Annotated in this window: 26 protein-coding genes; 9 read left to right on the forward strand and 17 right to left on the reverse strand. The window is 63.8% G+C overall.

The genetic code is table 11. From position 1 onward, the window contains the following. Nucleotides 1–4 precede the first annotated feature (4 nt). From PTE31013_RS18470 to PTE31013_RS18505, 8 genes are all read right to left on the reverse strand, one after another. Nucleotides 5–781, reverse strand: coding sequence for an amino acid ABC transporter ATP-binding protein (locus PTE31013_RS18470; RefSeq protein WP_150614228.1), 777 nt, complete (start codon nt 779–781; stop codon nt 5–7). Then, nucleotides 778–1,446 carry an amino acid ABC transporter permease gene (locus PTE31013_RS18475; RefSeq protein ID WP_150553077.1) on the reverse strand — a complete coding sequence of 223 codons (669 nt, stop codon included), beginning with the start codon at nt 1,444–1,446 and terminating at the stop codon, nt 778–780. The genes PTE31013_RS18470 and PTE31013_RS18475 overlap by 4 nt, the downstream gene beginning before the upstream one ends. 102 nt (nt 1,447–1,548) lie before the next feature. Beyond that, complete coding sequence (locus tag PTE31013_RS18480) at nt 1,549–2,286, reverse strand: transporter substrate-binding domain-containing protein (RefSeq protein ID WP_150614229.1); 738 nt, start codon at nt 2,284–2,286, stop codon at nt 1,549–1,551. A 37-nt stretch (nt 2,287–2,323) separates the two neighbouring features. Continuing rightward, nucleotides 2,324–3,070, reverse strand: a complete 747-nt coding sequence (locus tag PTE31013_RS18485) for an IclR family transcriptional regulator (RefSeq protein WP_150614230.1) — start codon at nt 3,068–3,070, stop codon at nt 2,324–2,326. Between the two features lie 243 nt (nt 3,071–3,313). Then, nucleotides 3,314–4,864 (reverse strand): class I adenylate-forming enzyme family protein, encoded by a 1,551-nt coding sequence (locus PTE31013_RS18490; RefSeq protein WP_150614231.1) that lies wholly within the window; start codon nt 4,862–4,864, stop codon nt 3,314–3,316. A 117-nt stretch (nt 4,865–4,981) separates the two neighbouring features. Then, nucleotides 4,982–6,226 carry an acyl-CoA dehydrogenase family protein gene (locus tag PTE31013_RS18495; RefSeq protein ID WP_150614232.1) on the reverse strand — a complete coding sequence of 415 codons (1,245 nt, stop codon included), beginning with the start codon at nt 6,224–6,226 and terminating at the stop codon, nt 4,982–4,984. A gap of 10 nt (nt 6,227–6,236) precedes the next feature. Continuing rightward, nucleotides 6,237–7,052: an alpha/beta fold hydrolase gene (locus PTE31013_RS18500; RefSeq protein WP_150614233.1), complete on the reverse strand. Its 816-nt coding sequence runs from the start codon at nt 7,050–7,052 to the stop codon at nt 6,237–6,239. Continuing rightward, nucleotides 7,049–8,098: a 2,5-dihydroxypyridine 5,6-dioxygenase NicX family protein gene (locus PTE31013_RS18505; protein WP_150614234.1), complete on the reverse strand. Its 1,050-nt coding sequence runs from the start codon at nt 8,096–8,098 to the stop codon at nt 7,049–7,051. The genes PTE31013_RS18500 and PTE31013_RS18505 overlap by 4 nt, the downstream gene beginning before the upstream one ends. A 160-nt stretch (nt 8,099–8,258) precedes the next feature. Here PTE31013_RS18505 and PTE31013_RS18510 point away from each other — a divergent pair, with 160 nt between their 5' ends. The 5 genes from PTE31013_RS18510 to kynA all read left to right on the forward strand — a co-directional run bounded on the left by PTE31013_RS18510 (nt 8,259) and on the right by kynA (nt 12,497). Then, nucleotides 8,259–8,777, forward strand: a complete 519-nt coding sequence (locus PTE31013_RS18510; protein ID WP_150614235.1) for a flavin reductase family protein — start codon at nt 8,259–8,261, stop codon at nt 8,775–8,777. A gap of 8 nt (nt 8,778–8,785) precedes the next feature. Further along, nucleotides 8,786–9,259 (forward strand): MarR family winged helix-turn-helix transcriptional regulator, encoded by a 474-nt coding sequence (locus tag PTE31013_RS18515; protein ID WP_150614236.1) that lies wholly within the window; start codon nt 8,786–8,788, stop codon nt 9,257–9,259. 257 nt (nt 9,260–9,516) lie between these two features. Then, on the forward strand, nt 9,517–10,182 hold the full coding sequence (kynB, locus tag PTE31013_RS18520) for an arylformamidase (RefSeq protein ID WP_150614237.1): 666 nt from the start codon (nt 9,517–9,519) through the stop codon (nt 10,180–10,182). Nucleotides 10,183–10,258: 76 nt separating this feature from the next. Continuing rightward, complete coding sequence (kynU, locus tag PTE31013_RS18525; RefSeq protein WP_150614238.1) at nt 10,259–11,512, forward strand: kynureninase; 1,254 nt, start codon at nt 10,259–10,261, stop codon at nt 11,510–11,512. Between the two features lie 16 nt (nt 11,513–11,528). Further along, nucleotides 11,529–12,497: a tryptophan 2,3-dioxygenase gene (kynA, locus tag PTE31013_RS18530; RefSeq protein ID WP_150614239.1), complete on the forward strand. Its 969-nt coding sequence runs from the start codon at nt 11,529–11,531 to the stop codon at nt 12,495–12,497. Between the two features lie 34 nt (nt 12,498–12,531). Here the strand turns inward: kynA and PTE31013_RS18535 are convergent, their stop codons facing one another. Next, nucleotides 12,532–13,380 (reverse strand): IclR family transcriptional regulator, encoded by an 849-nt coding sequence (locus PTE31013_RS18535; RefSeq protein ID WP_246174694.1) that lies wholly within the window; start codon nt 13,378–13,380, stop codon nt 12,532–12,534. Between the two features lie 231 nt (nt 13,381–13,611). On the opposite strand from PTE31013_RS18535, the gene PTE31013_RS18540 reads away from it, so the two are divergent. Beyond that, nucleotides 13,612–14,805: an acyl-CoA dehydrogenase gene (locus PTE31013_RS18540; RefSeq protein ID WP_150614240.1), complete on the forward strand. Its 1,194-nt coding sequence runs from the start codon at nt 13,612–13,614 to the stop codon at nt 14,803–14,805. A gap of 212 nt (nt 14,806–15,017) precedes the next feature. Here PTE31013_RS18540 and PTE31013_RS18545 read toward each other — a convergent pair whose 3' ends face one another. Next, the gene (locus PTE31013_RS18545) at nt 15,018–15,656 is read right to left on the reverse strand and encodes a peroxiredoxin (protein ID WP_150614241.1); all 639 of its coding nucleotides are present in this window, start codon (nt 15,654–15,656) and stop codon (nt 15,018–15,020) included. Between the two features lie 205 nt (nt 15,657–15,861). Between PTE31013_RS18545 and PTE31013_RS18550 the strand changes: the two genes are divergently transcribed. The 3 genes from PTE31013_RS18550 to PTE31013_RS18560 all read left to right on the forward strand — a co-directional run bounded on the left by PTE31013_RS18550 (nt 15,862) and on the right by PTE31013_RS18560 (nt 17,206). Continuing rightward, complete coding sequence (locus PTE31013_RS18550; protein ID WP_026131540.1) at nt 15,862–16,170, forward strand: ElaB/YgaM/YqjD family protein; 309 nt, start codon at nt 15,862–15,864, stop codon at nt 16,168–16,170. 102 nt (nt 16,171–16,272) lie between these two features. Next, a complete protein-coding gene (locus PTE31013_RS18555) occupies nt 16,273–16,656 on the forward strand; it encodes a phage holin family protein (RefSeq protein WP_150614242.1) in 384 nt (127 codons plus the stop codon). A 13-nt stretch (nt 16,657–16,669) separates the two neighbouring features. Then, nucleotides 16,670–17,206, forward strand: coding sequence for a DUF3318 domain-containing protein (locus PTE31013_RS18560; protein WP_174978625.1), 537 nt, complete (start codon nt 16,670–16,672; stop codon nt 17,204–17,206). Between the two features lie 62 nt (nt 17,207–17,268). Here the strand turns inward: PTE31013_RS18560 and PTE31013_RS18565 are convergent, their stop codons facing one another. The 7 genes from PTE31013_RS18565 to PTE31013_RS18590 form a co-directional block, all read right to left on the reverse strand. Beyond that, on the reverse strand, nt 17,269–17,775 hold the full coding sequence (locus PTE31013_RS18565; protein ID WP_174978626.1) for a GspH/FimT family protein: 507 nt from the start codon (nt 17,773–17,775) through the stop codon (nt 17,269–17,271). A gap of 10 nt (nt 17,776–17,785) precedes the next feature. After that, the gene (locus tag PTE31013_RS18570; RefSeq protein ID WP_150614245.1) at nt 17,786–18,448 is read right to left on the reverse strand and encodes a pilus assembly protein; all 663 of its coding nucleotides are present in this window, start codon (nt 18,446–18,448) and stop codon (nt 17,786–17,788) included. Continuing rightward, complete coding sequence (locus PTE31013_RS18575) at nt 18,427–19,401, reverse strand: PilW family protein (RefSeq protein WP_174978627.1); 975 nt, start codon at nt 19,399–19,401, stop codon at nt 18,427–18,429. Before PTE31013_RS18575 ends, PTE31013_RS18570 begins: the two co-directional genes overlap by 22 nt. Then, nucleotides 19,377–19,565, reverse strand: a complete 189-nt coding sequence (locus PTE31013_RS24860; RefSeq protein ID WP_174978628.1) for a hypothetical protein — start codon at nt 19,563–19,565, stop codon at nt 19,377–19,379. The genes PTE31013_RS18575 and PTE31013_RS24860 overlap by 25 nt, the downstream gene beginning before the upstream one ends. A 526-nt stretch (nt 19,566–20,091) precedes the next feature. Further along, a complete protein-coding gene (locus PTE31013_RS18580; protein WP_150614247.1) occupies nt 20,092–20,349 on the reverse strand; it encodes an acyl-CoA-binding protein in 258 nt (85 codons plus the stop codon). A gap of 315 nt (nt 20,350–20,664) precedes the next feature. After that, on the reverse strand, nt 20,665–22,155 hold the full coding sequence (adeC, locus tag PTE31013_RS18585; protein WP_150614248.1) for an AdeC/AdeK/OprM family multidrug efflux complex outer membrane factor: 1,491 nt from the start codon (nt 22,153–22,155) through the stop codon (nt 20,665–20,667). A 3-nt stretch (nt 22,156–22,158) separates the two neighbouring features. After that, on the reverse strand, nt 22,159–25,338 hold the full coding sequence (locus PTE31013_RS18590) for an efflux RND transporter permease subunit (protein WP_150614249.1): 3,180 nt from the start codon (nt 25,336–25,338) through the stop codon (nt 22,159–22,161). Nucleotides 25,339–25,344: the final 6 nt, after the last annotated feature.

A 25,344-nucleotide genomic window follows, 5' to 3' on the forward strand; every position in this document is an offset into this window, starting at 1 on the left:
TGCCTTACCGTGCAATGACCGCTTGCAGAAACTCTCGCGTACGCGCTTCGCGCGGCGCGGTGAAAATCTGCTCGGGCGACCCGGCTTCGATGATCCGGCCCTGGTCCATCACCACCACCACATCCGCCACTTCGCGTGCGAACCCCATCTCGTGCGTGACGACGAGCATCGTCATGCCATCGTTCGCCAGCGCCTTCATGACCTGCAAGACTTCGCCCACCAGTTCCGGATCGAGTGCCGACGTCGGCTCGTCGAACAACATGACCTGCGGTTTCATGGCCAGGGCGCGGGCGATCGCCACACGCTGCTTCTGGCCGCCCGAGAGCGTGCCCGGGAAGACGTCAGCCTTCGCGGCCAGCCCCACCTTGGCAAGCAGTTCACGCGCCAGCGTCTCGGCCTCGGCGGCTTTCATGCCGCGCAGCTTCCGCGGCGCGAGCGCAACGTTCTCGAGCACCGTCAAATGCGGGAACAGATTGAACGACTGGAACACCATGCCCACCTCGGTGCGCAGATGATTGAGGGCGTTCTCGCCCATCATCTTGCCGTGATTGACGAGCTTCTGGCCGACGATCTCGATGGTGCCCTGCTCGGCTGTCTCCAGCCCGTTGCAGCAGCGCAGGAACGTACTCTTGCCCGAGCCGCTTGGGCCGATGACAACCACCACCTGACGGGCATCAACTTCGAAATCGATGCCCTTGAGCACCTGCAGGCTGCCGTAAGCCTTGCCGAGTCCTTCAATCTTCAGGATCGGCGCGCCGAATTCCTTCTTCTCTTGGTTCATTGCACGGCACCTCCGGCACGCAGAGACTTCTCGGCGCGCTGCAGCAGCAGCGTGGTGGTGCCGGTCAGAATCAGATAGACAAACGCGATCGCCAAATACACTTCCAGCGAGCGATACGACACGCTGATGATTTTCTGGCCTTCGTGCATCACGTCATGAATCGTGAGCAGCGACACGAGCGCAGAATTCTTGATCAGCGCAATGAATTCGTTGCCCAGCGGCGGGATCATGCGCACGATCGCCTGCGGCAGAATCACCGAGCGCATGGCCATGCCGTAAGGCATGCCGAGCGAGCGGGCGGCTTCCATCTGACCGCGCTCGATCGACTGGATGGCACCGCGCACGATTTCCGAGACGTAGGCACCGCTATAGATGCCCAGGCCCAGCACGCCGCACAGGAATGCCGGCAGCAGGATGTTGAACTGCGGCAGGCCGAAGAACAGGATGAAGAGTTGCACCAGCAGCGGCGTACCGCGAATGAATGTGACGTAGGCGGTACAAATACTGTAGCGAATGCGATACGCCGGGTTCAGGCGGCCCATGCCGATCAGCAAACCCAACACGCAGCCCAGCGCCAGTGCGCAGGCCGTGACTTCGACCGTAACGAGCGCGCCGCGAGCGAGGTCCTGCCAGTTGGCCCACACCGGCGAAAAATCGAGTTCCATGCATACTCCGTCAGTAGTTCTACGGCTTTATTGCGTCGGCGGGCACCGCCGCCCCACTCGGGGGCGACGGTCAGCCCGCCCGGTATTGCGTTGGCGAATGAATTACTTTGCAGTCCCGAAGTACTTGGCGACCAGGGCGGCGTAGGTGCCGTTGGCACGCAACGTCTCCAGCGCCTTGTTCATCTCGTTGGTCAGTTCCGTGTCGCCCTTGCGCACGGCGAAGCCATAACGCTCGACGGTCAGCGTCTTGTCGAGCACCTTCACCACCGGATTGGCCTTGGCGTACAGCAGCGCCGCCGGCTTGCCGGTCACGGCGGCGTCGGCACGGCCGATCTTGACGAGTTCGAACATCTGGTCGTTCTTCTCGACTTCCACGCGCTCGACCTTCGGGTAGCTGTCCTTCAGGAACTGCACCGACTTCGTGCCCACCTGGACCGACACCTTCTTGCCGTTCAGATCGGCCGGTGCCTTGATCGCCGTGTTGTCGGCCTTGACCAGGATCGCCAGCCCCCCGGTGTAGTACGGATGCGTGAAGTTCACGACCTTCAGGCGCTCATCGGTGATGTAGATCGCCGATGCGGCCACGTCGGCGCGCTTGGACAGCACGGCCGGGATCAGGCCCTTGAAATCGATGTCCGTCCACTCGATTTTCTTGCCCATGACCTTGCCGAGGGCTTCGATCATCTCGACGTCGAAACCGGTGCGTTTGCCGTTTTCCACGTATTCGAACGGCGGGAAGGTCGCGTCGGTGGCGACACGCAGCACGTCGTCAGCCGCGAAAACCTTGCTCGAGCAGGTGACGGCCAGCGCCATCGAGAACAGGATGTGACGCAATTTCATCTGGGACTCCTTCGTGTAGTCTCGGTCGGATAACCGGTTAAAAGTATTGCAATCGATTCGAAATACGCTCGGCTGCCGCCACCGTGAGGCGGATCAGCTCATCGTGGCGCTGAGCCACACGCACGGCCGGCGCCATCAGGGTGATGGTGCCTTCCAGACGCTCCTTGGCGGCGAACACCGGGGCCGACACGCCCCAGACGCCGAAGTCGACTTCGCTCTCGGACACCGCATACCGCTGCTGACGGATCTCTTCGACCTGCGCGACCAGGCGCTCCTGCGCCACCGGCTGGCCCGCCAGTTGTCGGGCGATCAGACTCTCGCGGGCGGCTTGCGGCAAAAACGAGAGCAGCGCCTTGGCGGAAGCGCCATGCACCAACGGGTGCGCGCGCCCCTTCGCAAACGAGCAACGCAGCGATTGCTCGCTCTCATGCATGTCCAGGCAAACGGCCTGACCGTTCGCGGCTACCAGCAGGCCGACGGTCTCGCCGGTGCGCTGCACGAGGGCTTCGATCTCTTCGCGCGCCTGGGTGACAAGATGCGAGTTGTGGTCGAAACCCCATGCCAATTGCACGCCGACCGGACCCGGTTCGTAGAGCGCCTCATGGGCGTGCTCCTGCACCAGGCCCCACTTCTTGAGCGGCACGAGGTGGCGATAAACCGTAGAGAGCGGGAGGCTCGTTTGCGCGGCGATCTCGCGCGCGGCGATCGGTCGGCCATGACGTGCGACAGTCACAAGGACTTGCAACACACGTTCTGAGACCGATTGCGCTTCGGTGGTGTCCATCGTCTTAAAGACCCAAAAAAGCAAGAAAATCAGCGGGCTGCCCCGTTGATGACGACATGGGCGCTATCTTGCGACGCAATTCCCAAAGTAAAAAATTGAATTCTCAGCAGATGGTAACAAACCGAACGATTACGCATAGGTATTTTCCCTTACGCATAACGAGCGCGTCCCACAAAAAACGCCAAACCCCTTACGTGGCAAGGGGTTTGGCGTTTTACATTGAAAACCGGGAGGCGCTTTTTGTTAAGGACGTACCGTCGATTTTCCAGATTCGTACGCGCTCGATAACCATTCGATGAGAATCGGCTTTTGTACTTTCCCAAGCGCGCTCTTGGGTAGCGCGTCGACGACGACAACCCGTCTCGGCAATTTGAAGCGAGCGATACGTGTGCCGAGGAAATCAAGCACGGATTGTTGTGTCGCACTCGCCGACGGCGCGGCCACGATGACGGCAACGGACACCTCGCCCCATCGCTCATCCGGCACCCCCACGACAGCCGCCTCCAGCACGCCCGGACAGTCGATGAGCGCGTTTTCGATTTCTGCCGGGTAGATGTTCTCGCCGCCCGAGATGATCATGTCCTTGCTGCGGCCCACGACTTCGAGGCAGCCGTCCTCGCCCCACCGCGCCAGATCACCGGAGTGAAACCAGCCGTCTTCGAACGCGACGTGGTTCGGTGCTCGCCAGTATTCGCGCATCACATTCGGTGCGCGCACGAGAATCTCGCCAACCTCGCCGGTGAGCACATCCTGGCCTGCGGCGTCGATCAGGCGGATGTCCACGCCCGGGCACGGCCGGCCCACCGCGCCGGGATGTGCCTTCGCTTCGCCGAACCGCAACGCGATCGACACCGGGCCGGTCTCCGTTGCGCCATAGACCTGCCCAAGCGGAATGCCGCGGGCATGGAAGGCGTCGATGGCAGACATCGGCACCACGCTGGATCCGGCCATCACCCCGCGCAATGAAGACAGGTCAGTCGTTTGCCATAGCGGATGGCATTGCACCGCGCGCATCGTGGCCGGCACCATCAACGACAGTGTCGGACGATGTTTTAGGACATCGGTGAGCCAGGCTGCCGGATCGAAACGCGGATGCAGCGTGACGCTCGCCCCGCACAACAACGCCGGTAACGTCTGGATGCACAAACCGCCGACGTGGAACATCGGCAAGGTCGAGAGCACGTGGTCGTCGGCGCACATCTCATGCGCCCACCAACTGGCCCCGGCGTTGGCCAGCAGGCCGGACTGCGTGTGCAGCGCGCCCTTGGGCTCGCCGGTCGTGCCCGACGTATAGGCGAGCAGCACGGGGGCGTCGGCCGCGACGTCGGGGTAGTCGACCGGCTTGATCGACGGCACCGCGATCAGCCCTTCGATCGACGCAATCGACGGCGGCGGCACGTCGGTGCTGGTGACGGGTTCGAGCGCGTCGCGAATCTGACGGGCCATGTCGCGATGTGCCGCGTCTGACCACAGCACGCGCACGCCCGCGTGGCGCACGATGGCCGCCAGTTCGGGCACGGCGAGACGGAAATTCAGCGGCAGGAAGATGGCACCCGCACGTGCGCACGCGAACAGCAGCGCCAGTTGCAGCTCGTCGTTCAGCCCCAGACACGCAACGCGGTCGCCCGGGGCGATGTGCCACGTGCCGCGCAGATGCCCGCCAACGCGCTCGATGCGGCGCCACAATGCAGCAAAGTCGGTCTGCTGCGCTTCGTCGCCCACGCCGCAGCGCAGCGCCAGCCGCTGCGGCGTGGCACGTGCGTGACGGGCAAGCGCTTCTACAAAAGGCGTCAACGTGTTCTCCGTAACAAGAGAGACGGCAAGGCGTCAGTGCTGCGCCCGGCTTCGGTGATGTCCTGCGATTCCGCGCACGTCCCCGTGGTTCACGGCGTCGCGCTGTCGGTGCGCGGCTTATTCGTCGCGCTCGCCGGGTTCGTAGAGCGCCTCGCGGCCGATGCGATCCAGGCACAGCTCGGCGGTCCACGGCAGCATCAGCGCGCCACAACGCGAATCGCGATACAGGCGCTCGAGCGGCAGCGACTTGAGCATGGACTGCCCGCCGCACGTGCGGATGGCCAGACGGCACAATTCGTTGGCATTCTCCATGATCGTGTACTGCGCCGCATAGGCACGCAGACGCGCCTCCTTGCCCGGGTCGGCCCGGCCGTCCTGCAACGCACGCAGGAACAGCGCACGCGTCTGCTCGAGCATGATGTGCATCTGGGCGACGGCAATCTGCTTGGTCGGATACATGCGACGCTTGACCGGCGCCCCCATGCCCTCGGCTTCCCCGCGCAAATAGCGCACGGTGAAATCGTACGCCGCCTGCGCGATGCCCATGTACGTCGGCGCGAGCGTCATGAACATGTGCGGCCAACGGCTCGCGGCCTGATAGTAGACCCCGCGCGGCATCAGTTGCAATTCGTCGGGAACGAACACGTCCTTGAAGAGCAACGTGCGCGAGACGGTGCCCCGCATGCCGAGCGGATCCCAGTCGCCGGTCACGGTGACGCCCGGGGCGTCGCCCGGCACGGCGATGTAGAACGTGTCCTTCATCGACAGCTCCGGCGTCTCTTCGGTACACAGCACGCCGTAGTAGTTGGCCGCGCCCGAAAGCGATGCGAAGATCTTGCGTCCATTGATCTTCCACCCGCCGTCGACCTTCGTCGCCGTCGTGCCGAACGGCGCCTTGCCCGCCGCGGCCGCGCTGCCCTCGGAGAACGGTTGCGCATAGATCGCCCCGTCCTGGATCACACGCGCGAAGTGATGCGCGCGATAGCGCGCATGGTCGGCGCGTTGCTCGGGCGTCATGTCGAGATCGTCGGCGAGAATGCCGGTCCACATCATCGAACACGTGTGCATGTTGAAGGTGAGCGCCGTTGCACCACAGTGGCGGCCAAGTTCCGCGGAAACCATCATGTACGTGGCGAAGTCGGCGCCCAGGCCACCGTCCGATTCGGGGATGCACAATTTCAGCAAGCCGGCGGCGCGCATGTCGTCGTAGTTCTCGAACGGGAACGACGCTTCGCGATCCCACCGGGCAGCGCGCGGCGCGAGCGACTCGCGCCCCACCTGTTCGGCCAGCGCCAGTAGACGCCGCTGCTTGTCCGTGAGCGGGAAATGCTCACCGACGATCGAAGGGGGCTGATAGGCCACGGGTTGTCTCCTAAAGTGTTGCGAGGAAGGCGCGCACCTCGGCATTGAAGTCCGCAGGATGCGTCAGGTTCATGAGATGCCCGGCACCGGGCAGGCAGACGTAGCGCGCATGCGGGATCGATTCGGCCATGCGTGCCATGACTTTCGCCGGTGCGTTGGCGTCGTGCTCGCCGGCGATGAGCAGTACCGGCACCGCGAGACGTGCGAGTGCGGCGCGTTGCTCGAAACCGACCAGCGCCTGGAGCGCCGCGCGGTAGGCGGCAGGCGTGAGCGCGCCCATCGCATCGACGGCCAGCGCGTGCGCGCGCGCCCGCCCGGCTGCGGCGGGTTCGTTGGATTCACTGGGTTCGCCGAGCATGCCCGGGACGATGGCTTCGGCCATCTCGCGCAAGGTCTTGCCTGCGTCGAGCGGCGCCGTACGCTGCCGCACGAATTCGCGCTGAAAGTCGCCGTCGGGCTTGCCGAACGCGGGCGAGGTGCCACACAGGACGAGCGCGGCGATATCGCGCGTGAACGGCGCGCCGCGCGCCATCAGCTCCTGCGCGACCATGCCGCCCATGCTGTGACCGACGAGCACGAAACGTGACGGCCCCAACGCATCGAGCCAACTCCGCAACCTGTCGGCCAACGCCGCCATCGTCGGCTCCGCGGGCATGGCACTCTCGCCGTAACCGGGCATGTCCCAGGCGGCGACGCGATAGCCCGCCGCCACGAACGCCTCGAATTGCGCGGGCCACACCTGACAATTGCCGCCGATGCCATGCAACAACACGAGCGTGAGCGGGCCGTCGCCGGCGATGCGACAGGCGGACACGGGAAGCGTCATGCGGCGAACGCTCCTTGCAGTTGCCCGTCGCGTACGACGACGTCGCCGTCGAGCGCGATCGTGCAACGCCGCAGCGGCAGATCGAAGTGCCCGAGCGTATGACGTCCCGCCACTTCGTTGGCACCGGTCGAATACAGGAAGTTGCCCGCAAAGGCGCGCTGCTCGGTGCCGTTGCAATCACGCTTGTCGTAACAGGCGAGTGCGTCCCAGCGCGCCCGGGGGTTCAGGCCGAAGCCGACGTGCGAGACGGCATAGGCATCGCGATCACCCCACGCCGCGAAGTAGTCGCGCATGAGATCGACGTCCACGCCTTCACCGTCGATGGCGACAACGTAGTCGTCTTCGACGGTGAGCGCGATGCGATCGCGCAAGTACTGCTTGAACGTGAGGTTGATGTCGCCCGGCGCGAGCACGAGTTGTCCGTTCACGCTATGCGCGGCGGGAAATGCCAGTGCCAGGCCGCCCGGCCAGTGCGCCACCTGCCCCGGTTTGGCGCACCAGCCCCAGACTCCGCCCACGCGCGCCTCGCGAAGCCCGATGCGCAGATCGGTTCCGGCAGGGGAGGTGACGTGCATTTGCGCGGCCGCGCGCAAGCGCTTGATCGCAGCGCGCACCTTCGGCTCGAGCGCCGGGTCGGTAGCGCAGCGTTCCAGAATTTCGGGATGTTCGTTCGAGACCATCAGCACGCGCGCGCCGCCGCCCAGTATTTCGGGCAGTTCGGGGGCGTGCAGCAAGCCTTCGACGGTGCAGTCGACGACGAGCGTGGCGGCCTTGAGCGCGGCGACGACAGGCGCCAATCCGCCCAGCGCATCGCTGGCGCCAGTCGAGCGCACCGGCACCGGCGCACGCAGGCGCGGACTCGGTACGACCAGTCGGAAAGGCGCCGCGCCAAGCGACTCGGCGGCAAGTTGCGCCAATTCCACGTTGACAGGCCGGGATTGCGTTTCGGCTACAATCGCCACCACATCACCGGGTCCAATGTCGCAGCGCCGCAAGGTCTCGGCGAATACGTCGATCCACTTATGCTCGATTCGCTCGATCAGCATTTCGTCTCCTGAGCGTGTGACCCTCTCGCCCGTCGGGGGCTTTGCCCCACGACACGCGGCGGGCCGTCATGCGTCTTGTCGATCTGTTGTTCATGCCATAGTATATGAATATTCATACAAATCAACCCGATCAAATTTGCCGGACGGGAGTGCAGGGACAGTGAACGCCAAACGCGCCTCGGCGCCAGATTTCGACAGTGCAGCCTTTCGTCATGCGCTCGGTCAATTTGCGACCGGGGTGACTGTGATCACCACGCGCGCCGACGACGGCTCGCTCATCGGGATCACCGCCAGTTCGTTCAACTCAGTATCGCTCACCCCACCGCTCATTCTGTGGAGTCTTGCCGCGCGCGCAGGCAGCATGCCGGTCTTCCGCGAGAACTCGCACTATGCCGTGAATGTGCTGGCGTCCGATCAACTTGAGATCTGCAAGCGTTTCGCCAGCATGAAGGGCGACCGTTTTGCGGGCGTGCCTTATACGCTCTCGGCGTCAGGCACGCCGGTACTCGACGGCGCGCTGGCCTGGTTCGAATGTCATAACCGGAGCCGCTACGATGAGGGCGATCACGTCATCTTCGTCGGCGAGGTCGAGCGCTGCGGCGTGCATGCCGGCGTTGCCGAGCGCATGCCGTTGATCTTCCACGCGGGCGGCTTCCACAAGCCGCAGTCGCTCGGCTGAGCCGCCTCGTGTCTGCCGCCGGTGTGCCGTTCGTCGACGACTACCTGGCGTATCTGCTCGCCCGCGCGAGCACGCTGGTGTCCGATGAATTCCACCGTGAAGTTGCTGCGGCCGGACTCGGGGTGACAGAGTGGCGTGTTCTCGCCACGCTCTCCGACGGTCGCGCACGCACCATCAATCAACTGGCCGACATCGTGCTCGCCAAGCAGCCGACGCTCACCAAGATCGTCGACCGGCTGGCGGCAACCGGCGACGTGGTGCGCGGCGAAAGCGCCACGGACCGGCGTCAGTCGCTGGTCTCGCTCACCGATGTCGGACGCGAACGCGTTACCCCATTGCTCGCCAGCGCGCGACGCCACGAGGCCAGTGTGCTCGCTCGCTTCGGCACGGAACAATCCACCCTGCTCAAAGCGACGCTGCGCCGGTTGATCGACGAGATGGCGCAAGGGACGTCGGGAACATCAGGAACGTCGGGGAAGTAAAGCGCGCAGGGCACACAACGCTCCCCCGTGGGCGCAGTCCTATCACCGCGCGGCGGGGTCTGAAATCTCGAAAAGCCTTTCGCTGGGAATCGTCGAATATTCGACCACATCACGATATCTTCGAATATTCTTTCATTTAATCCAGAAAATACAGTTTTTGCAATCAATTCGACGTCCCGCCATCCCCGAATACGCAAGCACTTGCAACGCGAATTCTTCTAAGATGCGCATATCGATTCACGATTTTGCGCACGCCCATGACCGAACCCAGCCACCGACCAGCCGATGCGCGCAACGAGCGCCGCGTATGGGATATCAGCGCCCCGCTCTCGAGCGACACGCCGGTCTGGCCCGGCGACACCCCGTTCTCGGAAGCGGCGGTGTGGCAAATCGGACCGGGCTGCCCGGTCAACGTCGGGCGCATCACGCTCTCGCCGCACACCGGGGCGCACGCCGATGCGCCACGCCACTACGACGATGACGGCGCGTACATCGGAGAAGTGGCGCTCGAGACTTATCTGGGCCCATGCCGTGTGATTCATTGCCTCGGCGCATCGCCGCTCGTCACGCCCGACAGGGTCGCGCCGCACTTGGCGAACGTGCCGCCGCGCGTGCTGTTGCGCACTTATACCCAGGCGCCCGTCGCTCACTGGGACAGCCACTTCTGCGCCGTGGCGCCCGAGACCATCGACCTGCTCGCGTCGCACGGGGTGAAGTTGGTCGGCATCGACACGCCGTCGCTCGATCCTCAGGCGAGCAAGACGATGGACGCCCACCACCGCATTCGGGCACATCGCATGGCCATTCTGGAAGGACTGGTGCTCGATGCCATCGCACCGTCCGATTACGAACTCATCGCATTGCCGCTCAAGTTCATGCGGCTCGATGCGAGTCCGGTGCGCGCGGTGCTGCGTTCACTCTAAGCGGTCCCGCCCGGGTTTGGGCGCACGACATACGACTTCCCTTTCTTGCATTGCTTTCACTGACACAACGCAAACCATGACGTCTTCTCGCAACGATTGTCTGGCCCTTGACGCGGCCGACCCGCTCGCCCCGCTGCGCGCTCAATTCGATCTGCCGCCCGGCGTGATCTATCTCGATGGCAACTCGCTGGGCGCGCGACCGGCCGCCTCGGCCAAGCGTGCCCAGGAGGTGATTACGGCCGAATGGGGCGTGGGCCTCATTCGAAGCTGGAACGAGGCCGACTGGTTCGCGCTGCCGCGCACGCTGGGCGACGCGCTGGCCCCGATCGTCGGTGCCGGCAAAGGCGAAGTCGTGGTAACGGACACCACGTCGAGCAACCTGTTCAAGGTGATGGCTGCCGCGCTCGACGCGCAGCGTGCCCTTGCGCCGCACCGCAAGGTGATTGTCTCAGAGCGCAGCAATTTCCCGACCGACCTGTACATCGTGCAGGGCCTCACACGACTGCTCGACGACGGTTACTCGCTGCGCCTGATCGATTCGCCGGACGAGCTGCCGGCTGCGCTCGGAGATGATGTCGCCGTGGTGTTGCTCACACACGTGAACTACCGCACCGGCGCCATGTACGACATGGCCGCGCGCACGGCCGAGATTCACGCGGCCGGTGCATTGTGCGTGTGGGATCTGTGCCACTCCGCAGGGGCGGTGCCGGTCGACCTGAATGGTGCCAATGCCGACTACGCGGTGGGCTGCACGTACAAGTATCTGAACGGCGGCCCGGGGGCGCCGGCATTCGTGTGGGTCAACAAGCGTCTTCAGGATACGTTCTGGCAACCGCTGTCGGGTTGGTGGGGCCATCGCACGCCGTTCGCCATGCAGCCGGAATACACGCCGGACAACGGCATCGGGCGATACCTGTGCGGCACGCAGCCTATCGTCTCGCTCTCGCTGGTGCAGTGCGGTCTGGACATCTTTGCGCAGACCTCGATGGAGGCGTTGCGTCGCAAGTCGCTCGCGCTGACCGACCTGTTCATCCAACTGGTGGAGTCGCGTTGCGCCGAATTCCCGCTCACGCTGGTGACGCCGCGCGATCACGCGGCGCGCGGGTCGCAAGTCAGCTTCGAGCATCCGGAAGGGTTCGCCGTGATTCAGGCGCTGATTGCCCGCGGGGTGATCGGCGACTATCGTGAGCCGCACATCATGCGCTTCGGCATGACGCCGCTGTACACGAGCTTTGCCGATGTCTGGGATTCGGTCGAGATTCTGCGCGACTTGCTGACGACGGGCTCATGGGACAAGCCCGAGTTCCATCGCCGCGGTGCGGTGACCTGAACGAGGAGTCATGAACATGAGCAAGACCCCTCCCCGCGCGCATGCCCCGCAGGACACCCCGCCCCAGACGACCCCCGCATCGGGCGGGTGCCCGTTCGGGCATCAGGACACGGACGACATGACACCGGGCGCGTCGTCCGCCCCGACGGACGCGTCGACCGATGCCACGCAATGGCACGAGGCGAAGCTAGATTTCTCGAAGAGCATGAGCTACGGCGACTATCTGTCGCTCGATCCGATTCTGAATGCGCAACATCCGCGCTCGACCGACCACAACGAGATGCTGTTCATCATTCAGCATCAGACGAGCGAGTTGTGGATGAAACTCGCGCTCTACGAGCTGCAGGCGGCACGTACAGCGGTGCACAACGACGACCTGCCACCCGCGTTCAAGATGCTCGCCCGTGTGTCGCGCATTCTCGAACAACTGGTGCAGGCGTGGAGCGTTCTGGCGACGATGACGCCGTCGGAGTATTCGTCGATGCGCCCGTCGCTCGGCAGTTCATCGGGCTTTCAGTCGTATCAGTACCGCATTCTGGAGTTCATCCTGGGCAACAAGAATGCGGCGATGTTGAAGCCCCATTCGCATCGCCCGGATCTCTTCGAGCAGGTGCAAGCCGCGCTGTGTGCTCCGTCGTTCTACGACGAGGTGGTGCGTCTGCTGGCGCGTCGCGGATTTGCCATTGCATCTGAACGCCTGGAACGCGACTGGACGATGCCGACGCCGCACGACGCGACCGTCGAGGCCGCCTGGCTAGAGGTGTATCGCAACCCGTCGCAACATTGGGAACTGTACGAGATGGCCGAGGAGTTGGTCGATCTTGAAGACGCGTTCCGCCAATGGCGCTTCCGTCACGTTACGACCGTCGAGCGAATCATCGGCTTCAAACAAGGCACCGGTGGCACCAATGGCGCCCCCTATCTTCGCAAGATGCTCGATGTCGTGTTGTTCCCCGAGCTTTGGCATGTGCGGACGTTGCTGTGAGGTTTTTTTCGGTGCAGTGACCACGCCCACCGACTTACGCTTGCCCGCTGAGACGCGCGGCAAGCTGCTTCAAACGCGGCGCGATCTCCTCGCGAAAGACCGCATCCGGGATCGATGACGACGGGCCGCTGCAACTGATCGCAAGCCACCGGTTTTGCCTGACGTCGCGCAGCGGCACCGCCACCGCATTCACGCCCTCATGCCATTCGCGAAACGAGTAGCAGCACCCCTCGCGCTTGTATGTCTCGATCCCTTTGTCGACGCCCGATCGCAGCGCGTCCCAACCGACATGGCGCAGCGCCGCCGGATTCGCGTCGTAGGCGTCGTGCAGATCAGCCAGCATCGTCTCCCGCTCGACCGGCGTCATGGCCGCCAGGTGGACGCGCCCCATGGAACTGGTCAACATCGACAAGCGTGAACCCGCCGTCAGGCCGAGCGTGAGATGCGCCGAATCACTGCGGATGGTCTCGAGATACATCATGTCGATGCCCTCCCGGCAACCCAGCGAAATCGAACACCCCATTTCCTTGGCCAACGCGCGCATGTGCGGACGTGCCAACGTCAGCATGTCGGTGCCGTTCAGGAACGCGTATCCGAGGGCCAGCACACCAGCATCGAGCGCGTACTTGCCCAGTTCGGCGTCGTAACGCAGATAGCCCAGCTCGGTGAGCGTATAGGCCAGCCGGCTCACGGTCGCCTTCGGCAGCCCGGTGCGGGCAGCGAAGTCGCGATTGCCCAGCAGAACGTCGTCAGGGCCGAAGGCGCGCAGCAGTTCAAGACCACGGGCAAGCGCCGTCACGAACTTGCGCTCGTCGTGCGACGGCGGCACACCATGCGCCGGCGCGCCGGAAAAGGCAGACAGGGACGTTTTGACCACAACCATCGCGCGCTCCACATCAAAAAGGGTCGACCCATGCAACAACTGACCGTTGCCGAGCGAAAAATTTTAGTGTTAAACTAACTTCACTTTCGGAACATTGTTCCGCATTGCGGAACTTTAGTCAAGTCGTAGCGCTTTATGGGTTCGGCGTGCCCCAACGTCCGCCGGACAATGGGGCGGGGCCGACGAGGATTGTGTCAGCGCATTTTTCGAGAACATCGGAGGAGATAGGTCATGGCAGGCAATGCACAGTTTCATTGGGAAGATCCGCTGTTGCTCGACGCGCAGCTCACCAGCGAGGAGCGCATGATTCGCGACGCGGCCGCCGCTTACGCGAACGACAAGCTCGCGCCGCGCGTGCTCGAGGCGTTCCGCCACGAGCGTACCGACGCAGCCATCTTCCGGGAGATGGGCGAGATTGGCCTGCTCGGCCCGACGATTCCTGAAACGTACGGTGGCCCGGGCCTGAACTACGTGGCCTACGGTCTGATCGCGCGTGAAGTCGAACGCGTGGATTCGGGCTATCGCTCGATGATGTCGGTGCAGTCGTCGCTCGTCATGGTGCCGATCTTCGAATTCGGCAGCGAAGCGCAGAAGCAGAAGTACCTGCCGAAGCTGGTCAGCGGCGAGTGGATCGGCTGCTTCGGTCTCACGGAACCGAACCACGGGTCGGATCCCGCCGGCATGACCACGCGCGCCAGGAAAGTCGCGGGGGGCTATGAGTTGAGCGGCAGCAAGATGTGGATCACGAATTCGCCGATCGCTGACGTCTTCGTCGTCTGGGGCAAGCTCGCTGACGAGAATGGCGAGGAGAAGATTCGCGGCTTCATTCTGGAGAAAGGCTGGAAGGGTCTCTCCGCCCCGGCAATTCACGGCAAGGTTGGCCTGCGGGCATCGATCACCGGCGAAATCGTGATGGACCAGGTGTTCGTGCCGGAAGAGAACCTGATGCCGGGCGTCTCGGGCCTGAAGGGTCCGTTCACCTGCCTGAACTCGGCCCGCTACGGCATCGCCTGGGGCGCACTGGGTGCCGCTGAATTCTGCTGGCACACGGCACGGCAGTATGTGCTCGACCGTCAGCAGTTCGGCCGTCCGCTCGCCGCGAATCAGTTGATTCAGAAGAAACTGGCGGACATGCAGACGGAAATCACGCTGGGCCTGCAAGGCTGCCTGCGTCTGGGTCGCATGAAGGACGAAGGCACTGCCGCCGTCGAGATTACGTCGATGATGAAGCGCAACTCGTGCGGCAAGGCACTTGACGTCGCCCGCCTCGCGCGCGACATGCTCGGCGGCAACGGCATCTCCGACGAGTTCGGTATCGCCCGCCACCTGGTGAACCTCGAAGTGGTCAACACTTACGAAGGCACGCACGACATCCACGCCCTGATCCTCGGCCGCGCACAGACTGGCATCCAGGCGTTCTTCTGATCGATCGGATTCGATTGACCCGATGCCAGGCATCGCGCGCGTCGCGCGGTGCCTGGCACTTGTCTGGTACGCGTCGTTTCTCAGGCCGCAAGTCGCGGGCCGTCAATCCCCCGGGCGACGGCGCGTACCAAACAAAAACAAAAATGCCAGCGCTCTCGCGCTGGCATCTTGACTTCTGCCGTCGTCGGCGGTTTGCCGACGCGTTAGGCGGATTACTTGTTCGGCTGCGGCGTGAGTCGCAGGTACGGACGCACGACCTTGTAGCCCTTCGGGAATTTTTCCTTCAGCACGGCTTCGTCCTTGATCGACGGGACGATCACGACGTCTTCGCCATCCTTCCAGTTACCCGGCGTGGCCACCGAGTAGTTGTCGGTCAGTTGCAGCGAATCGATCACACGCAGGATCTCATCGAAGTTGCGCCCCGTGCTGGCCGGATACGTGATGATCAGACGCACCTTCTTCTTGGGATCGATCACGAACAGCGAGCGAACAGTCACCGTTTCGCTGGCATTCGGATGGATCATGTCGTAGAGCTGCGACACCTTGCGATCGCTGTCGGCCAGGATCGGGAAGTTGACCGTGGTGTGCTGGGTTTCGTTGATGTCGTTGATCCAGCCCTTGTGCGATTCGGCATCGTCCACCGACAACGCAATGGCCTTCACGTTACGCTTTTCGAACTCACCCTTGAGTTTGGCGGTCAGACCCAGCTCGGTCGTGCACACCGGTGTGTAGTCGGCCGGGTGTGAGAAGAGCACTCCCCAACTGTCGCCGAGGAATTCGTGGAACTTGATTTTGCCAACCGACGAGTCTTGCTCGAAATCGGGGGCAATGTCACCCAAACGCAATGTCATTTACATTCTCCTTGAGATCCGTCAACTCAGTGGGGTAAAGACTAAAGGATGCTAACCCTTGTCAGAACGAATAAAAAATTTGGTGCAAATAATTAATCGAAATATAAGACCCTCGGGACGTTGTTTTCTGGCAACGACGCATTGAACGCGTTACGATGTCACTCATATCCCTCCGGCATTTTCCTCCCAAATTCGGGCAACGACCATGTCGCAAGTACCTACCAACAAGGAGAAGTTCATGACCGATATCAAATCCGTATTGGCCGACGCCGAAGACCTGCTCAAGCAAGCCGCCAACACCACCGGTGAGCGCGCCTCCGAACTGAGCGACAAAGCCCTGGCATTGCTCAAGCAAGCCAAGGAAAAGGCCTCCGACGTACAGGTCGTCGTCGTGGAGAAGAGCAAGCAGGCCGCTCGTGTGACCGACGACTACGTTCACGACCATCCGTGGCAGGCCGTGGGCATCGCCGCCGGCATCGGCGTGGTGATTGGCCTGCTGCTCAACCGCAAGTAAGCTGCGTCGACGCCCGTCTCCGGCACTTCCTCGCTCACTCTCTGCCCAAGGCGGAGCCTGCCTGACCGGCGCGACGGGTCGGGTGGGCCGCCCAGCTCACTCATGACCGACAATGATCGTACGACCCCGCCGCGGCCTTCGCTGCGGCGCCTCGCCGGTGCGTTGCTCGAGATCGTACAGTCGCGCATCGAACTCATCGGCATCGAGCTGACCGAAGAGAAAGAACGCCTATTGGGCGTCGCCTTTCTCGGCCTGGCGGCAATGCTCTTCGGCGTGCTCGCCCTGGTATCGCTCACCGCGCTGGTGATCGTGGTCTTCTGGGACACCTATCGTCTTCAGGCGATGACCGGCATCTTCGTCGTGTATCTGCTGCTCGCGGGATGGTGCGCCGTGCGCGCGCGAAGCATCTTGCGCGATGCCCCGATGCCGTTCGAGGCCACACTGGCCGAATTCGAAAAGGATCGCGACGCACTGCGTCCGGACTGAAGGAGATATGCCCGTGCCGCTCGAACCGACCCGCCCTCGCCGCACGCGACCGTCACGACGCTCGCGTCACGAACTCCTCGCCATCCGCAAGGAGCTGGTGCTCACGCGCATCGCCGTCGAGCGCGCCGAACTGATCCAGGCCTCACGCGTCACGCGCGAACGTCTGCGCAATTTCCGTTGGATGCGCTACCTGCTGCCGGGCGGCTTCGCAAAGTTCGCCGGCCTTGGCGGACTTGCCAGCTCTGGACTCAAGCTCGGCGGCCTGCTCGAGCGCTATCCGCTCGTCAGTTCGGTGGCCTCGTTGGCCCTGACCGGTTTGTCGCATACCCCTGTCGGACGCGTTGTTCGCCGCGGCCTCAAGTGGGGCGGCCTCGGCGTGCTTGCCTGGCAAGGCATCAAGCTCTGGCAGGAATCGACAAAACCGTCGACGCCGCACGCCGACGATCCCAGTGCCCCCCGCCCCCCAGCAGGATCTGGCACGTCCGCGGCGTCCGCCACGAACGCTTCCAGAAGCAACACAAACGACACCGGCATTCCGCCCGCCATGTAACCGGCACAATCGCCTTCCATGTCGCGCCGCAGTGTGACGTGGCGGATCTCCACTTTCGGTCGTCACGGCTTCATCGGGGCGCAGCGGCGTGGGATGCGAGCACGGCCGAAGGCATTGATCGTGACGCAAATGCGCCGCCCGTGCCCCTCGATCCGCACCGTCCCCGAGAGCCATCCGTTGTTCTCTGTGCGCATGAAGCCGTTTTCCGCGAACGCAAGCCCCCCCGTGTCATACAGCGCCCAGTCAGCTTCGACGTCTACCCCCGGTGGCAGTGGTGCATGTCGCCCTAGTAATTGATCCCCCGCGTCGAAGCGATCATTCCGATTTTCGTCGACGAACGTCACCCAGCCGCTGCTCAGACGCCCACCATCGTGCGGCGCTATCGCCACGCGCCGATGACGCCCCAGCGCTTCCGCTCGCGCGGCCTGCATCGATGCCAGGAAGGCGCGCGCCGTGATATCCACCCCCACCCGGCGGCGAACCGCCTCGATGGAAGGCGCGACCGCGAGCAGCGCCACGACGAGCACGACCATCGCGACGACACACTCCAACAACGTGACGCCCGACATAGCCCGCGGATCACCACGCATCGCAAGGCTCTCGCTGAACGCCCTGCGCGGACGGCTTCGCGGCACTGTCATGCCAAGTCGCCACCTCACGCCAACTCAGTGAGCGCGACGAATACGACAAAGGCGCCGAACGCGCGGCATCGGATCGAGTCGCCCCATCGGGATGCCCCCCCTGTACCTGCCGCCGAACCTCGTAGATCGCCTGCAGGTAGACGCGCGTCCCGGGCAAGTCGCCACACCCCATCGCACTGACCCGATACCGTCGCACCGACGCATCGCGCTTCGCCGCGTCGACCGTCAAATAGGCCGAGAAGGCGATTCTCTCGATAAAGTAGCGCGCCTTGGTGCCTCTGATGACCGTATCACTGCCGCCCCACTCGAGCGTTCGCCATCGGGGCACCCCTTGTCGGTACCCGGCGTCGCCGCGATGGCTCGCCGCGAGCACCCCGTGCGGCCCGGCATCGAACGCTGACATCGCCGCGACCTCCGCAGCGCGCGCGTCATCGGTGAGCCAGCGCCGCGCCTCGGCAAGTGCCTCGTTGGCTGCGGCAAACGCTCCTGCGCGATCGTTCGTGTAGGCGATGAAACGGCTCGCCAATTGACGATGCTGCATGCCGGACGCGGCGAGCGACATCAGGGCGGCCAACCACATCACGATGAAGACGCCAACCATTTGGCCTCCTCCTCCACGCCACCGTCGTTACGACGGTAGGCCACCGCATTGAAGACATGCAAATGGACATCCCCGGCCTTGCCCAGTTGCTTGAACTCGCGACCGCCGGACGCAGCATCGAACACTTCGACCACGCGCACCGCCCGCGGCTTGCCTCCGCTTCGCGGCGCACCGCGCATCACCAGCGAAAACGCGACCGCCGCCACGTTCTCCCATCCCCGCTCTCCGGCCGGCGGGCGCGGTGGCCGGTTCCGCATCTGCCTGACCGGTGCGACCCAACGCAGTCCCCCAGTCCCGCTGTCGCGAAAACCCAACCGGATGTACATCGCCTCCACACCGCGGACCAGCACTTGCGCGCGATGCAGATCGGTCGCCTTCACCTGACGCGAACCGTAGCGGCAGTAAAGCGAGGGAATCGCGTCTTCCCCCTTGTCGACATAGAAGATGCTGAGCTGACGCTCGTCCGGTCGCCCCGTGGCTTTCACGCGCCGCCCGGCACAGTTGTGGATGGCCCCATTGCCCTTCGAAAAGCCCGCCCCGTGAAATTGCACCTCGAGCAGCGCACTGCCCTGCCAACCGAACCGCAGACATCCGTCGGCCGTGCCCGCACACTCGGCACTGACCCGCAGCGACGGCCAGCCTCGCTCCCCCTGCCCCGGCAGCCGGATCGCGCCCTCCATCGGATCCCAGTTCCGATACCCGGCCATACCGACGGCACGCGCGAGCTGCGTCAGCGCAAAGACGGCGCGCTCGTTGACGTCGTATCGCTCGGCCTGCACTCGCCACAAGCGAATGCCCGCGAGATAGATCGCCGTCGCCGCCATGACGACCAGTAATCCCAGCGGCATGGCCAGCGCCCCCTCGAGCAGGGTGAAGCCAGCCATACGACGCTTGCGCATGGCGTTGCCCACGTCACGGCGTGGCGCGTTCATGGTCGATGGCGAACGAGCCATGCATCGCTCGCCACCGAGGCGCGTGCGAGTGCAGGCCACCGCGCGGGCATCGCCATCACCGCCACGTTCGGTATCGACGCGAGTTCGGCCGAAGCCATCCCCCCCGCGGCCTGCCATCGTGCAAAGCCCTGCGCACCGGCGGTCAGCGCCAGCATGGCGAACATGACGTCGAGTAATGTCGCACCCCGCACCAATGTCTTGCGCCGCACACCGCACTGCGGCCGCCCCGCCGCCGTCGCGCACCTCGGCGGCACCGATGCACGCGGCGGCAGCGGCCTCGGCCCTCGCCGCCGGCTTCGGCCCGTGTCGAGTGGGGGCATACCTTCACCTGGTCGCAAGCGTGTTTGCACACGATTGGCCCCCGCGTCGCGAAGCGTTTGCCGATCGGCAAAGCGCATGGGATGTCGGCGATCCAGTCTCATGGTTCGATACCTCGTCTCGTTGATGACGCATCCATCGTCGCGCACCGCCAGCGACACGCCAATCGGACACCACCGCAAAACCCACCCCGTCATATGCCACCGCACTTCTCATACGCAACGCATCGCCCCCCAATCACGCAAACGCCCATAAAAAAACGGCGACCGAAGTCGCCGTCTGTTGGCTTGTCGTACCGAAGGGATTCCACGCTGCGTCATCAACGCATCGCCGCATCACCCCCCGACTGGCAACGCGATGCCCGCCAACCTCTCATCCCTTCAACTCGTCGACGAGCGCGACATACGCTTGCTGTGCCTCTTCCTTCGACTTGCCCTTGAGCATCTCCCAGGCGTCGAACTTGGCACGCCCGACAAAATCCGTGATGCCGGGGCGCGCACCCGACACGTCACCTTCCGTGCCTTGCTTGAAGAGCGCGTAGATTCGCAGCAACGTGAAATTATCGGGGCGCTCGGGCAGCGTCTTGGATTGGGCTACCGCCTCGTCGAAGCGCACTTGTAGATCGCTCATGGTGTCTCTCCCTGGGAAAGCTGTCAGCTTATAAGTGACCCGTGCGTCGCGTCGGCAACGTCTTGAAAACGCTCGCGTCGACGCTCGGGGTGTTGCGAACACAACGCGAACTAGGATATCGACGAAGCCGGAAGCCAGGTAGGGGCGAGCGTAGAACCCCACGTCTAAACCTCTCGGGAACTGAGCTTCTTCGCCACGAAACGCGACGCACAAACGCAAAACGCCCGGCGCATTGCCGGGCGTCTCGATCGTCAAGCCTTGCACCGCCACGAGACATTTGCACTGCTCACGCCGCGCACCTGCCTCGCCGCACGGTCACGATGCCGGCGCTACCGGGGCCGATGCCACCCCGGCGCTGGCCGGAACCGTGTGTTCTTCCCAACCGCCGCCGAGCGCCTTGTACAGCGTGACGAGGTTGGTCCAGCGCGACAGGCGCGTCGCGATCAGCGTCTGCTGCGCCGAATATAGCGAGCGTTGCGAGACGAGCGCGTTGAGGTAGCTGTCCACGCCGTTCCGATAACGCAGATCCGAAAGCTTGTAGCTCTCGTCGCTCGCCTTGACGAGCGACTCCTGCGCCGCGATCTGATCGTCGAGCGTGCCGCGTGCGGCCAACCCGTCGGACACTTCGCGGAACGCCGTCTGAATCGCCTTCTCGTAGTTGGCAACCTCGATACGCGTTTTCACCTTGGCCAGATCGAGATTGGCACGGTTCTGCCCCCCCGCGAAGATTGGCAGCGTGATGCTCGGCGCGAACGACCATGCCCCCTGCCCGCCCTTGAACAGATTGCTCAACGACGCGCTGGCCGTACCCGCGCTCGCCGTGAGCGAGATCGACGGGAAGAACGCAGCACGCGCCGCACCGATATTGGCATTGGCTCCCTTGAGCGTGTGCTCGGCCGCCGTCACGTCCGGGCGACGCAGCAGCAGATCGGAAGGCAATCCGGCCGGCAGATCGGTGAGCAAGCCTTGCCCGTCGAGCGGACGTCCCGACGGCAGATCGGCCGGCAACGGCTGACCGATGAGCAGCGCGAGCGCATTCTCGTCTTGCGCGACCTGGCGCGTGTATTGCGCGAGATTCGCCCGCGCCGCGTCGACCGGCGTTTGCGCCTGGCGCAGATCCAGCCCGGAGGCCGTCCCCACGTCGAAGCTACGCTTGGTCAACTGATACGACGACGCCTGGCTCTTGAGCGTGTCGGCCGTGAGCTTGAGCAACTCCTGATCGGCCAGCCAGGTGAGGTACGCCGTCGCCACCTCCGAGACCAGCGTGATATGCGCCGTCTTGGCCGTGTCCTCGCTGGCCAGATACGTCTCCAACGCCTGATCCTTCAGGCTCTGGATTCGACCGAACAGATCGAGTTCGTACGACGTGAAGCCCACGCCCACCTGGTAGGTACGGCTGATGCTGGCATGGCCCGAGGACGTCAGGTCCGCCGGCAGGCGCTGCACCGACGCCTGCCCTGCCGCCCCCACCGAGGGCAGCAGCGCCGCGCGCTGGATCTGGTACTGCGCACGCGCGGCTTCGACGTTGAGCATCGAGACACGCAGATCGCGGTTGTTCCGCAGCGCGATCTCGATCAACTTCTGCAGGCGGGGATCGGTGAAGAACTCTCGCCAGCCCAGATCGGCCGCCACCACGGCGTTGCTGCCCGCGGTGCCGTTCTGGTTCGCCGCCCCCGGTGTCTTGTAGGCCGGGCCGCTGGGGAACGTCGTGGCAATCGGCGCCTCGGGCCGCTCATAGTGCGGCGCCAAGGTGCAGCCTGCCAGGGACGCTGCCGCCAAGGCAATCGACAATGCTTTGTGCTTCATGGCTCAGTTTCCTTCCTTGGCGGGGCCTTCAGTGGCATCCGGATTCGGCTTGCGCGCTTCCGGATGTTCCACGGTGTCCAGGGCTTCATGCGCGAAACGCTTGCGCACCAGCACGAAGAAGACCGGCACGTAATAGATCGCGAGGAACGTCGCCGCCAGCATACCGCCGATCACGCCGGTACCGATCGCGTGCTGCGAGGCCGAACCTGCACCATTGGAAATCGCCAGCGGCAACACGCCAAGCACGAACGCCATCGACGTCATCAGAATCGGTCGCAGACGCAGTCGCACCGCCTCCATCGTCGCTTCCATCAGGGTCCGGCCCTGCGCCTGGAGATCCTTGGCGAATTCCACGATCAGAATCGCGTTCTTCGCCGACAGCCCCACGGTCGTCAGCAGACCCACCTGGAAGTAGACGTCGTTGGACAACCCGCGCAGGGTCGCGGCGAGCAGTGCCCCCAACACCCCCAGCGGCACCACCAGAATCACCGAGAACGGGATCGACCAGCTTTCGTACAACGCCGCCAGACACAGGAACACGATCAGGATCGAGATGGCGTACAGCGCTGGCGCCTGCGAGCCGGAGATGCGCTCTTCGAACGACAGCCCCGTCCACTCCAGACCGATCCCGGTCGGGAGTTGCTTCGCGATTTCCTCGACCGCCTTCATGGCGTCGCCCGACGACTTGCCCGGGGCCGGCATGCCCTGGATTTCCACGGCAGGCACACCGTTGTATCGCTCCAGGCGTGGCGAGCCGTAAATCCACTGGCCCGTGGCGAACGCCGAGAACGGCACCATCGCCCCGCTCGAATTACGCACGTAGAGCTTGTTGATGTCCTGCGGCAGCATGCGGTCCTTCGCCTCGGCCATCACGTACACCTTCTTCACGCGCCCACGGTCGATGAAGTCGTTCACGTACGACGAGCCCCACGACGCCGAGAGCGTGGTGTACACGTCGGAAATCGACAGCCCCAACGCCGCAGCCTTCTCTTCGTCGACGTCCACCTTGTACTGCGGCGTGTCGTCGAGTCCGTTCGGACGCATGTTCGCGAGGTTCGGGTTCTTTGCGGCCATCCCGAGCATCTGATTACGGGCGGCCATGAGCGCGGCGTGACCGAGACCGGCACGATCCTGCAACTCGAAGTCGATACCACCTGCATTACCGAGTTCCGGCACGGAAGGCGGGTTGATCGCGAAGACCATCGCGTCCTTCATGCCCGCAAATGCCCGATACGCCCGCGCAATCACCGACTGCACCTTGAGGTCGGACGACTGGCGCTCATCCCACGGTCTCATCATCGTGAACGCCAGACCCACGTTCTGGCCCCGGCCGTTGAAACCGAAGCCCGTCACCGTGAAGATCGAACGCACGGCGTCCTTTTCATTCTCCAGGTAGTGCTTCTCGACCTGCTTCATCACGTTGAGCGTGCGCTCCTGCGTCGCCCCCGGCGGCAATTGCACGAGGTTGAAGAAGTAACCCTGATCTTCGTCCGGCAAGAACGCCGTCGGCATGCGCACGAACAGGAAGCCGACCGCAGCCACGATCACCACGTAGACGATCAAGAGCGGCGTGCTGCGCTTGAGAATACGCTCCACCTGGCTCTGGTACTTCTTCGAGCTGTTGTCAAACGTGCGGTTGAACCAGCCGAAGAAGCCGCGCTTCTCATGCACTTCGCCCTTCTTGATGGGCTTGAGAATCGTGGCGCACATGGCCGGCGTGAGCACGATGGCCACGAGCACCGACAACGCCATCGCGGCCACGATGGTCAGTGAGAACTGGCGATAGATGGCCCCGGTCGAGCCGCCGAAGAATGCCATTGGCACGAACACCGCCGAGAGCACGAGCGCCACCCCCACCAGCGCACCGATAATCTGGCCCATGGCCTTCTTCGTCGCCTCCTTCGGACTCAGCCCCTCTTCGGACATCACCCGCTCGACGTTCTCCACCACCACGATCGCATCGTCCACCAGCAGCCCGATGGCAAGCACCAGGCCGAACATCGACAGCGTGTTGATGGAGAAGCCCGCCGCGCCCATGATGCCGAACGTACCCAGCAACACGACCGGCACGGCAATCGTCGGAATGATCGTCGCCCGCAGGTTCTGCAGGAACAGGTACATCACGAGGAACACGAGCACGATCCCTTCGATGAGGGTCTTGATCACTTCCTCGATCGAGATCTTCACGAACGGCGTGGTGTCATACGGGAAGTCGGCCTTCATGCCCGTCGGGAAGTACTGCGCGAGTTCCGCCACCTTCTGCTTGACGGCCGTGGCTGTTTGCAGCGCGTTGGCGCCCGTGGCCAGCGTGACCGCGAGACCCGCCGCCGGCTTGCCGTTATAGCGCGCAACCACCTGGTACGACTCGCCGCCCAGTTCCACGCGGGCGACATCGCCCAGGCGCACCTGCGAGCCGTCCTTGTTGACCTTGAGCAGGATCTTGCGGAACTGCTCCGGGGTCTGCAGACGGCTCTGCGCCATCACCGTGGCGTTGAGCTGCTGGCCCTTCACCGCTGGCGCGCCGCCCAGCTCACCAGCCGAGACCTGGACGTTCTGCGCCTGGATGGCGCTCGAGACGTCGAGGATCGTCAGGTTGTAGCCGTTGAGCTTCTGCGGATCGACCCAGACGCGCATGGCGTACTGCGCACCGAAAAGCTGGACCTGACCAACGCCGTTCACACGGCTGATCGGATCCTGCACGTTGGCCGCCAGGTAATTCGCGAGGTCGATGTCGGTCATTTGACCGTCGTCGGAGTACGCGCCGATCACCAGCAGGAAGTTCTTGGTCGCCTTGGCGACCTTGATCCCCTGCTGCTGCACCTGCTGCGGGAGCAGCGGCGTGGCGAGCTGCAACTTGTTCTGCACCTGCACCTGCGCGATGTCCGGATTCGTGCCTTGCGCGAAGGTCAGCGTGATCTGGGCAGTCCCCGAGCCGTCAGACGTCGACGACATGTACTCGAGGTGGTCGATACCGTTCATCTGCTGCTCGATCACCTGAGTGACCGTATCCTGGACGGTCTGCGCCGAAGCGCCCGGGTAAGTCGCAGTGATCTGCACGGACGGCGGTGCAATGGGCGGATATTGCGAGACTGGGAGCTTCAGAATCGAAAGCGCACCAGCCAGCATGATGACAATCGCGATCACCCACGCAAAAATCGGGCGATCGATAAAAAACTTTGCCATGAAAGA

Source organism: Pandoraea terrigena, assembly GCF_902459705.1.
GTDB classification, from domain to species: Bacteria; Pseudomonadota; Gammaproteobacteria; order Burkholderiales; family Burkholderiaceae; genus Pandoraea; species Pandoraea terrigena.

Coding starts and splice junctions, on each gene's coding strand:
- kynB (WP_150614237.1), top strand. CDS start 9,517: ATGACCGAACCCAGCCACCGACCAGCCGATGCGCGCAACGAGCGCCGC.
- PTE31013_RS18480 (WP_150614229.1), bottom strand. CDS start 2,286: ATGAAATTGCGTCACATCCTGTTCTCGATGGCGCTGGCCGTCACCTGC.
- PTE31013_RS18565 (WP_174978626.1), bottom strand. CDS start 17,775: ATGTCGGGCGTCACGTTGTTGGAGTGTGTCGTCGCGATGGTCGTGCTC.
- PTE31013_RS18505 (WP_150614234.1), bottom strand. CDS start 8,098: ATGCTGATCGAGCGAATCGAGCATAAGTGGATCGACGTATTCGCCGAG.
- PTE31013_RS18555 (WP_150614242.1), top strand. CDS start 16,273: ATGACCGACAATGATCGTACGACCCCGCCGCGGCCTTCGCTGCGGCGC.
- PTE31013_RS24860 (WP_174978628.1), bottom strand. CDS start 19,565: ATGTTCGCCATGCTGGCGCTGACCGCCGGTGCGCAGGGCTTTGCACGA.
- PTE31013_RS18535 (WP_246174694.1), bottom strand. CDS start 13,380: ATGGTTGTGGTCAAAACGTCCCTGTCTGCCTTTTCCGGCGCGCCGGCG.
- PTE31013_RS18485 (WP_150614230.1), bottom strand. CDS start 3,070: ATGGACACCACCGAAGCGCAATCGGTCTCAGAACGTGTGTTGCAAGTC.
- PTE31013_RS18550 (WP_026131540.1), top strand. CDS start 15,862: ATGTCGCAAGTACCTACCAACAAGGAGAAGTTCATGACCGATATCAAA.
- PTE31013_RS18575 (WP_174978627.1), bottom strand. CDS start 19,401: ATGGCTCGTTCGCCATCGACCATGAACGCGCCACGCCGTGACGTGGGC.
- PTE31013_RS18580 (WP_150614247.1), bottom strand. CDS start 20,349: ATGAGCGATCTACAAGTGCGCTTCGACGAGGCGGTAGCCCAATCCAAG.
- kynA (WP_150614239.1), top strand. CDS start 11,529: ATGAGCAAGACCCCTCCCCGCGCGCATGCCCCGCAGGACACCCCGCCC.
- kynU (WP_150614238.1), top strand. CDS start 10,259: ATGACGTCTTCTCGCAACGATTGTCTGGCCCTTGACGCGGCCGACCCG.
- PTE31013_RS18570 (WP_150614245.1), bottom strand. CDS start 18,448: ATGGTTGGCGTCTTCATCGTGATGTGGTTGGCCGCCCTGATGTCGCTC.
- PTE31013_RS18475 (WP_150553077.1), bottom strand. CDS start 1,446: ATGGAACTCGATTTTTCGCCGGTGTGGGCCAACTGGCAGGACCTCGCT.
- PTE31013_RS18540 (WP_150614240.1), top strand. CDS start 13,612: ATGGCAGGCAATGCACAGTTTCATTGGGAAGATCCGCTGTTGCTCGAC.
- PTE31013_RS18500 (WP_150614233.1), bottom strand. CDS start 7,052: ATGACGCTTCCCGTGTCCGCCTGTCGCATCGCCGGCGACGGCCCGCTC.
- PTE31013_RS18545 (WP_150614241.1), bottom strand. CDS start 15,656: ATGACATTGCGTTTGGGTGACATTGCCCCCGATTTCGAGCAAGACTCG.
- adeC (WP_150614248.1), bottom strand. CDS start 22,155: ATGAAGCACAAAGCATTGTCGATTGCCTTGGCGGCAGCGTCCCTGGCA.
- PTE31013_RS18590 (WP_150614249.1), bottom strand. CDS start 25,338: ATGGCAAAGTTTTTTATCGATCGCCCGATTTTTGCGTGGGTGATCGCG.
- PTE31013_RS18470 (WP_150614228.1), bottom strand. CDS start 781: ATGAACCAAGAGAAGAAGGAATTCGGCGCGCCGATCCTGAAGATTGAA.